We start from the raw sequence: 7171 nt of genomic DNA, 5'->3' as shown, positions 1-7171 counted from the left end.
CCCCTAGACACGCTTTTCCCGCAGGAGTCTCGTACCTTCCGCACCAATCAACTTTGTATTAGCATTTAGTTAGAAACCATACCCGGGAGTTGTAGGTTGGTTTGAGAACATCATTTGATCAAAGATATGTTTTCCGCCTACAAGCTGCGGGGACCGGTCTGCATGGCCTGCAGTTTTTTGCTGGTACGATTTGGACGTTGATTTCCGCTTCAGGCACTCGCTTTCCGCGGGCGGTCGGCCCTCGGCTTAAGCCTGCGGGGTCTCCCCCAGACACGCTTTTCCCGCAGGAGTCTCGTACCTTCCGCACCAATCAACTTTGTATTAGCATTTAGTTAGAAACCATACCCGGGAGTTGTAGGTTGGTTTGAGAACATCATTTGATCAAAGATATGTTTTCCGCCTACAAGCTGCGGGGACCGGTCTGCATGGCCTGCAGTTTTTTTGCTGGTACGATTTGGATGGTGATTTCCGCTTCCGGCACTCTTTATTGTTTTAAATGGAAGTATTTAAACTTGTGGTGATGAGGATGCTTGCTAAGCATGATTCTAGAGATCAACTTGATATGTTTACTTTAAATCAACTGTTGCCGCAGATGCAGCTTATACATCTCATGATGCTCCACCATAATCAAACAATCCAATTATCATCAAGAAAATGTTTCATGCAAGAAAATTGTGGAAAGGTAATGATATAGGAGGGATAAGAAATGTTATCAAAAAAACCGGCGGCCAGAATGGTCAGCGCCTTTATTCTGACCGGTTCTCTTTTAGGGGCAGGTGCATCGTTTTCAACAGAACCTGTTGAGGCTGCATCCACAATGGATTCCTCTTCTGCCATAGCTAAGGATCACGCTCTTACCACCTTACATGAAATCTACAACAAAGCTTTTTCAGGAGAAATGCCTTATACTGCCATGGGTTTGAAAATTAATGAAAACACCCAAAAAGAAGTATATGAGACATTTGGTTCTCCCCCAGAACCAGGTAACACAGATGAAACTTTTGACTATTACCATGCAGAAATGGGGCATCCAGGTTTTGCATTTGCCTATAACGCTGACAAGACCATCTCACAAATCCGATATTTCGGGACAAATGTGGAACGGGACCATAATCTAGGAAGCATCACACCTAAAGTATTAGGAAATAAACTCGGCAGTGCTGACGAAATACGCCATATTTCCAGTACGAATGAAATCAACTACATTTACAAGACAGGGAATTATGAACTGCAATTCATTGTCGGTGAAAATCAAACTGTAGATCATATCAATCTACTCGAAGCTAAATAAAATGTACGATAAAATGGTTGTCGAAGGTTGCAGAGAATGAAAAGTATCTCTGCAACCTTTTTTGTTTCAAGCCCCTCCCCTTCTTTCCCTTTCAACTTCAAAGCCGTGTACTGCCAAAATCAGATAATAGAAGTAAAACGGTCATTTCATTTACATAAACCATACTTACCCCAAACGGATTCTTAATATTTTTACAATAAAATTAGCTTGTTCAATATTATTTCAATATATGGAGGGTGTCAGTAAAATGATTAATAAGTTCAGGGCTTTCACAGTATCGGTTCTAAGCCTGGCCATCCTTTTTCAGGGTCTTCCGGCCGTGGTTTCAGCAAAAGTTGCAGAAGATAATCAGACAAATCCAGGAGGCAGATGGATGAAGGGGGAATATCATGCCCATACCACTCAGTCCGATGATGCCGAGGGATCACAGAGCCTTGAAAGCTTGCTGAATAACGCATTTGATAATTATGGCATGGATTGGATGGGAATTTCCGATCACTTGAGGATGTCTTCAAGGGATGATGAAGGTAATTTGATTCCAGGAGGGCCGATACCGCTGTCTCAGGGAATCATTCAATATCAAGCCCCAAAAATAAAACAATTGCAAAAAGATGGCAAGTTTAAAAATAAAGTCATCTTTTCAGGCTTCGAATGGGACATGCCCACATACGAGCATGTCGGCATAGGCATTTTGGGAGATCAGCCGGGCTCGCCCAAAAGTCTGAAAGCTGGCAATCAGTTCGAATATCTGTTCACCAACCAGGATGAAAAGATGTTTGATCCTAAGGATGTAGTCATTTGGAAGTCACAGGATCAAAGAGCCAATAAAACATCCGAGGATGCCCGAACGGCATTGGCATGGCTCGAAAAAAATTATAAGAATACAAGTTATGCCATATTGAACCATCCATCAAGAAAGAGGGTGTACAGCATATCTGATTTTCGCGACTTCAACAATATCGCCCCGGATGTCATGTTCGGATTTGAAGGTATGCCAGGTAACCAGATGGAGCCGGACAGAGGCGGTTTTAATCTGACAACACCGGAAAACCGGACCTATGGCGGTTCCGATTACATGCTTGCTAAGGTAGGAGGTTCATGGGATGCGCTACTTGGGGAAGGTCGTAAGTTCTGGAATTTTTCCAATTCGGACTCCCATTTTGAAATCAGTGAGAACCGCCTATACTCAAGCGGTTACTGGCCAGGAGAATTTTCCAAGAATTATACATGGGTAAATGGCTCATCAATAAAATCTGTCCTTGATGGCATGCGATCCGGAAAATCCTTCTCCGTTTTTGGTGATTTGATCGATGCCCTTGAATTCCAAGCTAAAAACGGAAACAATACGGTGGATATGGGCGGGGACCTTAAAGTGAAGGAAGGACAGATGGTCAAGATCACCGTCCGATTTAAGAGCCCCGAAAAGAACAATAACGGGGACCCCGTCAAGGTAGATCACGTGGATCTAATTTCCGGTGAAGTAACCGGGAAAGCAGAGCCTGGAACACCTGCTTATAATAAAGCCACCAATGATACGACAAAAGTGGTTAAGCGCTTTACAAGTAAAGACTGGAAAACCGATCGCGATGGTTTTCATGCCATCACTTACAAAGTCAAAGCCGATAAGGATCAATATTTCCGTTTGCGCGGCACGAATCTAGGGGGAAATGTCTCTGGAGAAACGATGGACGGTGAACCGCTGATCGATAAAAAGACTGAAATCGAGGATAACGAAACGCGTTTTTCAGAAATAAACAATCGTAACTATAAAGACCTTTGGTTTTATTCTAACCCTATATTCGTCAGCGTAGAGGATAAATAATCATGGTAAACACTAAGTTAAAAAGAATACTGCAATAGTTCTGGACGGCCTCAAAAAGTCCCTCTCCCAATTAGCGGAAGAGGGGCTTTTTGCCCCTTAGAATTTTAATGTACACTTCCCTTCCCTTTCGTTTTATTTCACTTCCTTGCATGAAAAACCGTATAATTCACCAAGTTTCATTAACACTAATGATATAAGTTATTTTCATTGACTTTTTTCCTTTTCTTGTATAGTATCACAGAGTATCAATCCCTATCAGATTACTAGGAGGTTTACCCAAATGAAAAAAATGGTTGCACTTTTATCGCTATTGTTAGCTTTCACGGTCGTAGTTACCGCTTGTGGTACCAATACCAAAAATGAGGCAAACGATACCGACAATAAATCTTCATCACAAGAAAGTCTTTATGATAAAGTAAAAAAAGATGGCGTATTAACTGTTGGAACTGAAGGTACATATCCTCCTTTCACATTCCACGATGATTCAGATAAACTTACGGGGTTTGATGTTGAAATTGCTAAAGAAGTGGCAAAACGCCTTGGAGTGAAAGCTGAATTCAAGGAAACACAATGGGACGGCATGTTTGCAGGCTTGGATGCAAAACGATTTGATATGATCGCAAACCAAGTGGGCATCGATGAAGACCGTCAAAAGAAATATGATTTCTCTGACCCATATATTCAATCAGGAGCCGTATTGCTTGTACACAAAGATAATTCGGATATTAAATCCTTCGATGATTTAAAAGGTAAGACCTCTGCACAATCTTTAACGAGTAACTACAATGATCTAGCCAAATCACATGGTGCTGAAGTTACAGGTATTGAAGGATTTTCACAATCCGTACAGCTTATTGGTTCTAAACGTGTAGATGCGACGATCAATGACAAATTATCTTACCTTGATTATAAAAAGCAACATCCGGATGCACCTATCAAAGTGGCTGATGAGGAAGAAAGCGGTGTCGCAAGTGGTTTAATGTTCAGAAAAGACAGCGGCAAATTAGTGGAAGAAGTAAACAAAGCACTTAAAGCAATGAAAGACGACGGCACGTACGCGAAAATCTCGGATAAATGGTTTGGTGAAGATGTTTCTCCTAAGTAATATTTTCACCGACCCCGAGCGTATGAACCAGCTTGTTTCCATCGCTCAAACCTCCCTCTATCCAATGATAGAGGGAGCTATTCAATATACGATTCCACTAACATTGATCACATTCGTTCTCGGCCTTATTCTGGCTGTACTCACAGCATTGGCTAGATTATCTTCCATGAGAATTCTTCAAATAATTGCGCGTGTATATGTGTCAATCATCCGCGGGACACCATTACTTGTGCAATTATTTATCATTTTCTATGGACTTCCAAATTTAGGTGTAACTATCGATCCTTTCATTTCGGCTATTATAGGATTCTCTTTAAATGTAGGAGCATATGCTTCGGAAATTATACGAGCAGCCATTTTATCGATACCAAAAGGGCAATGGGAAGCAGGCTATTCAATCGGGATGACATATACCCAAGCGTTAAAGCGCATCATTTTACCGCAAGCAGCACGGGTATCCGTTCCCCCATTATCCAACACGTTCATTAGCCTTTTAAAAGATACATCGCTTGCATCACTCATTCTTGTAACGGAATTATTCCGTAAAGCTCAAGAAATCGCTGCAAAAAACTATGAATTTTTACTACTTTACATGGAAGCAGCTGCTTTATATTGGATTTTGTGTACGATTCTATCTTTCATTCAAGGAAGTTTAGAGGAGAGACTTAATCGTTATGTAGCAAAATAAGAACCGCAGTAGTTAAAGGAGATTTTAAAATGATCAACATTAAGAATCTTCATAAATCGTTTGGTGACCTTGAAGTATTAAAGGGCATCGATTTGGAAGTGGAGCAAGGCAAAGTCATTGTATTGATCGGTCCTTCCGGTTCAGGTAAAACAACCTTTCTTCGGTGTTTGAATCTCCTTGAGGTGCCCACGGACGGGACGATTGAAATCAATGAAACGGTAATGGACTTCAAAAAACCCGTTAGAAAAAATTCGATTACATCTTTTCGCAGTTTGACAGGGATGGTTTTCCAAAGCTATAACCTCTTCCCCCACAAAACAGCTTTGGAAAATGTAATGGAAGGCCCCATCATTGTAAAAAACATAGCCAAACATCAAGCGAAAGAAACGGCGGCTGCCCTGCTTACAAAGGTGGGCTTAGGTGAAAAAATCGATTTTTATCCGTTTCAATTGTCCGGCGGTCAGCAGCAACGGGTCGGAATTGCAAGGGCCCTGGCCATGGAGCCTAAGGTGATGCTATTCGATGAACCCACTTCCGCTTTGGATCCCGAACTAGTGGGAGACGTACTGCAGGTCATGAAAGACCTGGCGAAAGATGAAGGCATGACAATGATCGTGGTAACCCATGAAATGCGTTTCGCCCGCGAAGTCGCCGATGAAGTCATTTTCATGGATGAAGGAAAAATAATGGAGCGGGGAACACCCGAGCAGATTTTCACAAACCCTAAAGAAGCGCGCACACGAAAATTCCTCAATATGATTCAATAAAAAAATGGTGCTATTCAAGCACCGCTCGCAAAACCCCCCATTTTTAGAAATGGGGGGTTTTGCCCATCATTATATCAATGAGATGCTTGGACCTGTTTAGTCTGTGTCCGTGCATGGTATAACTGAATAAGAATCAAAGCAAAAACGGAAAGGATGGCACCCGATATAAATGGTAAATCAATCGAAATCGAAAATAACCAACCGCCAATCGGAGGACCGGCAATCCTGCCGAACGAGTCGAAGGAAGATAGCAATCCCGTGACACTGCCATGGCCCGACATGGAACTTTTGGTAAGCAGGGCTGAAATGGCAGGCCGGATGAACCCATTACCCACTCCGAAAATCGTCAGGAAGACCGCCGATGTCCAGAAACCGGAAGAAAACAAGATGAGAATGAAACCGACTGCCGAGACGATGATTCCCATTCGAATGACCGCGCCTTCCCCATATTTCTTTGTCATCCTGCCCACTAATCCACCTTGAACGATCGCACTCCCAAACCCCATGATCATAAAGATATAGCCTAATTGTACAAGACTTATATCAGCCTTTTTGGCTGCAAAATAGGCGAAAGTCGTTTCTAGTCCTGCCATTGAAAGGGTGACGATCATTTGCAAAAAGAACATGGTTTTAAGAGGCCCTCTAAAGGCTTTCCACATGGACTCTTTATTTTTTGACTGTTGGGCCCTCTTCTCTACTGTATGTGATTCCTTCAGTATCGCAATCACTAAGAATAAAGTAATCAAAGAGGATATTCCAGCAATGTAAAACGGCAAGTTCAAACTTGATTTTGAGAATACCCCGCCAATCGCCGGTCCAAAGATGAATCCAAGCCCTGTGGCGGCCCCGATGATTCCCATCCCTTTTCCCCGATCTTCCGGCGTCGTGATGTCAGCCACATAAGCCATTGCGGTTGGCATGTTTGCCGATGATAAAATCCCGCCAATGATTCTGGCTGCAAATAATACCCATAAGGAATCTGCCGAAGCCTGGATGAAAAACGAAAGGGCCAGTCCAGCAATCCCGATAATCATGACAGGCTTACGCCCTATCCGGTCAGATATACGTCCCCATATCGGGGCAAAAAATAATTGCATCAGTGAATAAACAGCCATTAAAAGGCCTAGCTCTGTAGGACTGCCGCCAACCTTTTCAGCAAGGAACGGAATGACGGGAATGATGATCCCAAATCCGACCATGACTAAAAACATCACTAAAAAAAGTACGGGTAACACCTTTTTTGTTTCCATTATATATTTCTCCTTTTATTCTTCCACATTCGCTACGTACATTGGAACGAATTCCGAAAATCCCATTACTTAGCATAATCTTCCTGGCAATTCTTTAAACAGTTTATCATACAACCTTTACCAAATCAGTATGAAGCACGATCTTCTTTCGGAAACTCCCTTAAATAAATAAGAACCAGGCATAAATATCCTCAACTCTACAGTCATTTCTCATGTAATGGCACTTCGTTATTTTCACTGTGTTTCGT

General features: G+C 42.3%; 6 protein-coding genes. 5 read left to right on the top strand and 1 reads right to left on the bottom strand.

Annotation, left to right across the window (positions count from 1 at the left end):
• Positions 1-706: 706 nt before the first annotated feature.
• The 5 genes from AC1DVB_RS10360 (at position 707) to AC1DVB_RS10340 (ending at position 5673) form a co-directional block, all read left to right on the top strand.
• Positions 707-1291, top strand: a complete 585-nt coding sequence (locus AC1DVB_RS10360) for a YjgB family protein (RefSeq protein WP_057278694.1) — start codon at positions 707-709, stop codon at positions 1289-1291.
• A 247-nt stretch (positions 1292-1538) separates the two neighbouring features.
• On the top strand, positions 1539-3113 hold the full coding sequence (locus AC1DVB_RS10355) for an S-layer protein (RefSeq protein ID WP_328098114.1): 1575 nt from the start codon (positions 1539-1541) through the stop codon (positions 3111-3113).
• Between the two features lie 280 nt (positions 3114-3393).
• Positions 3394-4218, top strand: a complete 825-nt coding sequence (locus tag AC1DVB_RS10350; RefSeq protein ID WP_095678624.1) for an amino acid ABC transporter substrate-binding protein — start codon at positions 3394-3396, stop codon at positions 4216-4218.
• The gene (locus AC1DVB_RS10345; RefSeq protein WP_057278692.1) at positions 4202-4906 is read left to right on the top strand and encodes an amino acid ABC transporter permease; all 705 of its coding nucleotides are present in this window, start codon (positions 4202-4204) and stop codon (positions 4904-4906) included. The genes AC1DVB_RS10350 and AC1DVB_RS10345 overlap by 17 nt, the downstream gene beginning before the upstream one ends.
• A 29-nt stretch (positions 4907-4935) precedes the next feature.
• Complete coding sequence (locus AC1DVB_RS10340) at positions 4936-5673, top strand: amino acid ABC transporter ATP-binding protein (protein WP_063577365.1); 738 nt, start codon at positions 4936-4938, stop codon at positions 5671-5673.
• A gap of 74 nt (positions 5674-5747) precedes the next feature.
• Here AC1DVB_RS10340 and AC1DVB_RS10335 read toward each other — a convergent pair whose 3' ends face one another.
• On the bottom strand, positions 5748-6923 hold the full coding sequence (locus tag AC1DVB_RS10335; protein WP_477589167.1) for an MFS transporter: 1176 nt from the start codon (positions 6921-6923) through the stop codon (positions 5748-5750).
• Positions 6924-7171: the final 248 nt, after the last annotated feature.

This window comes from Peribacillus sp. P4_D6 (genome assembly GCF_056401795.1).
This window is presented reverse-complemented; position numbering and strand designations above follow the sequence as displayed.

Bases quoted from the DNA above. Each gene is read 5' to 3' on its own strand.
- AC1DVB_RS10360 (WP_057278694.1), top strand. From the start codon at position 707: ATGTTATCAAAAAAACCGGCGGCCAGAATGGTCAGCGCCTTTATTCTG.
- AC1DVB_RS10355 (WP_328098114.1), top strand. From the start codon at position 1,539: ATGATTAATAAGTTCAGGGCTTTCACAGTATCGGTTCTAAGCCTGGCC.
- AC1DVB_RS10350 (WP_095678624.1), top strand. From the start codon at position 3,394: ATGAAAAAAATGGTTGCACTTTTATCGCTATTGTTAGCTTTCACGGTC.
- AC1DVB_RS10345 (WP_057278692.1), top strand. From the start codon at position 4,202: ATGTTTCTCCTAAGTAATATTTTCACCGACCCCGAGCGTATGAACCAG.
- AC1DVB_RS10340 (WP_063577365.1), top strand. From the start codon at position 4,936: ATGATCAACATTAAGAATCTTCATAAATCGTTTGGTGACCTTGAAGTA.
- AC1DVB_RS10335 (WP_477589167.1), bottom strand. From the start codon at position 6,923: ATGGAAACAAAAAAGGTGTTACCCGTACTTTTTTTAGTGATGTTTTTA.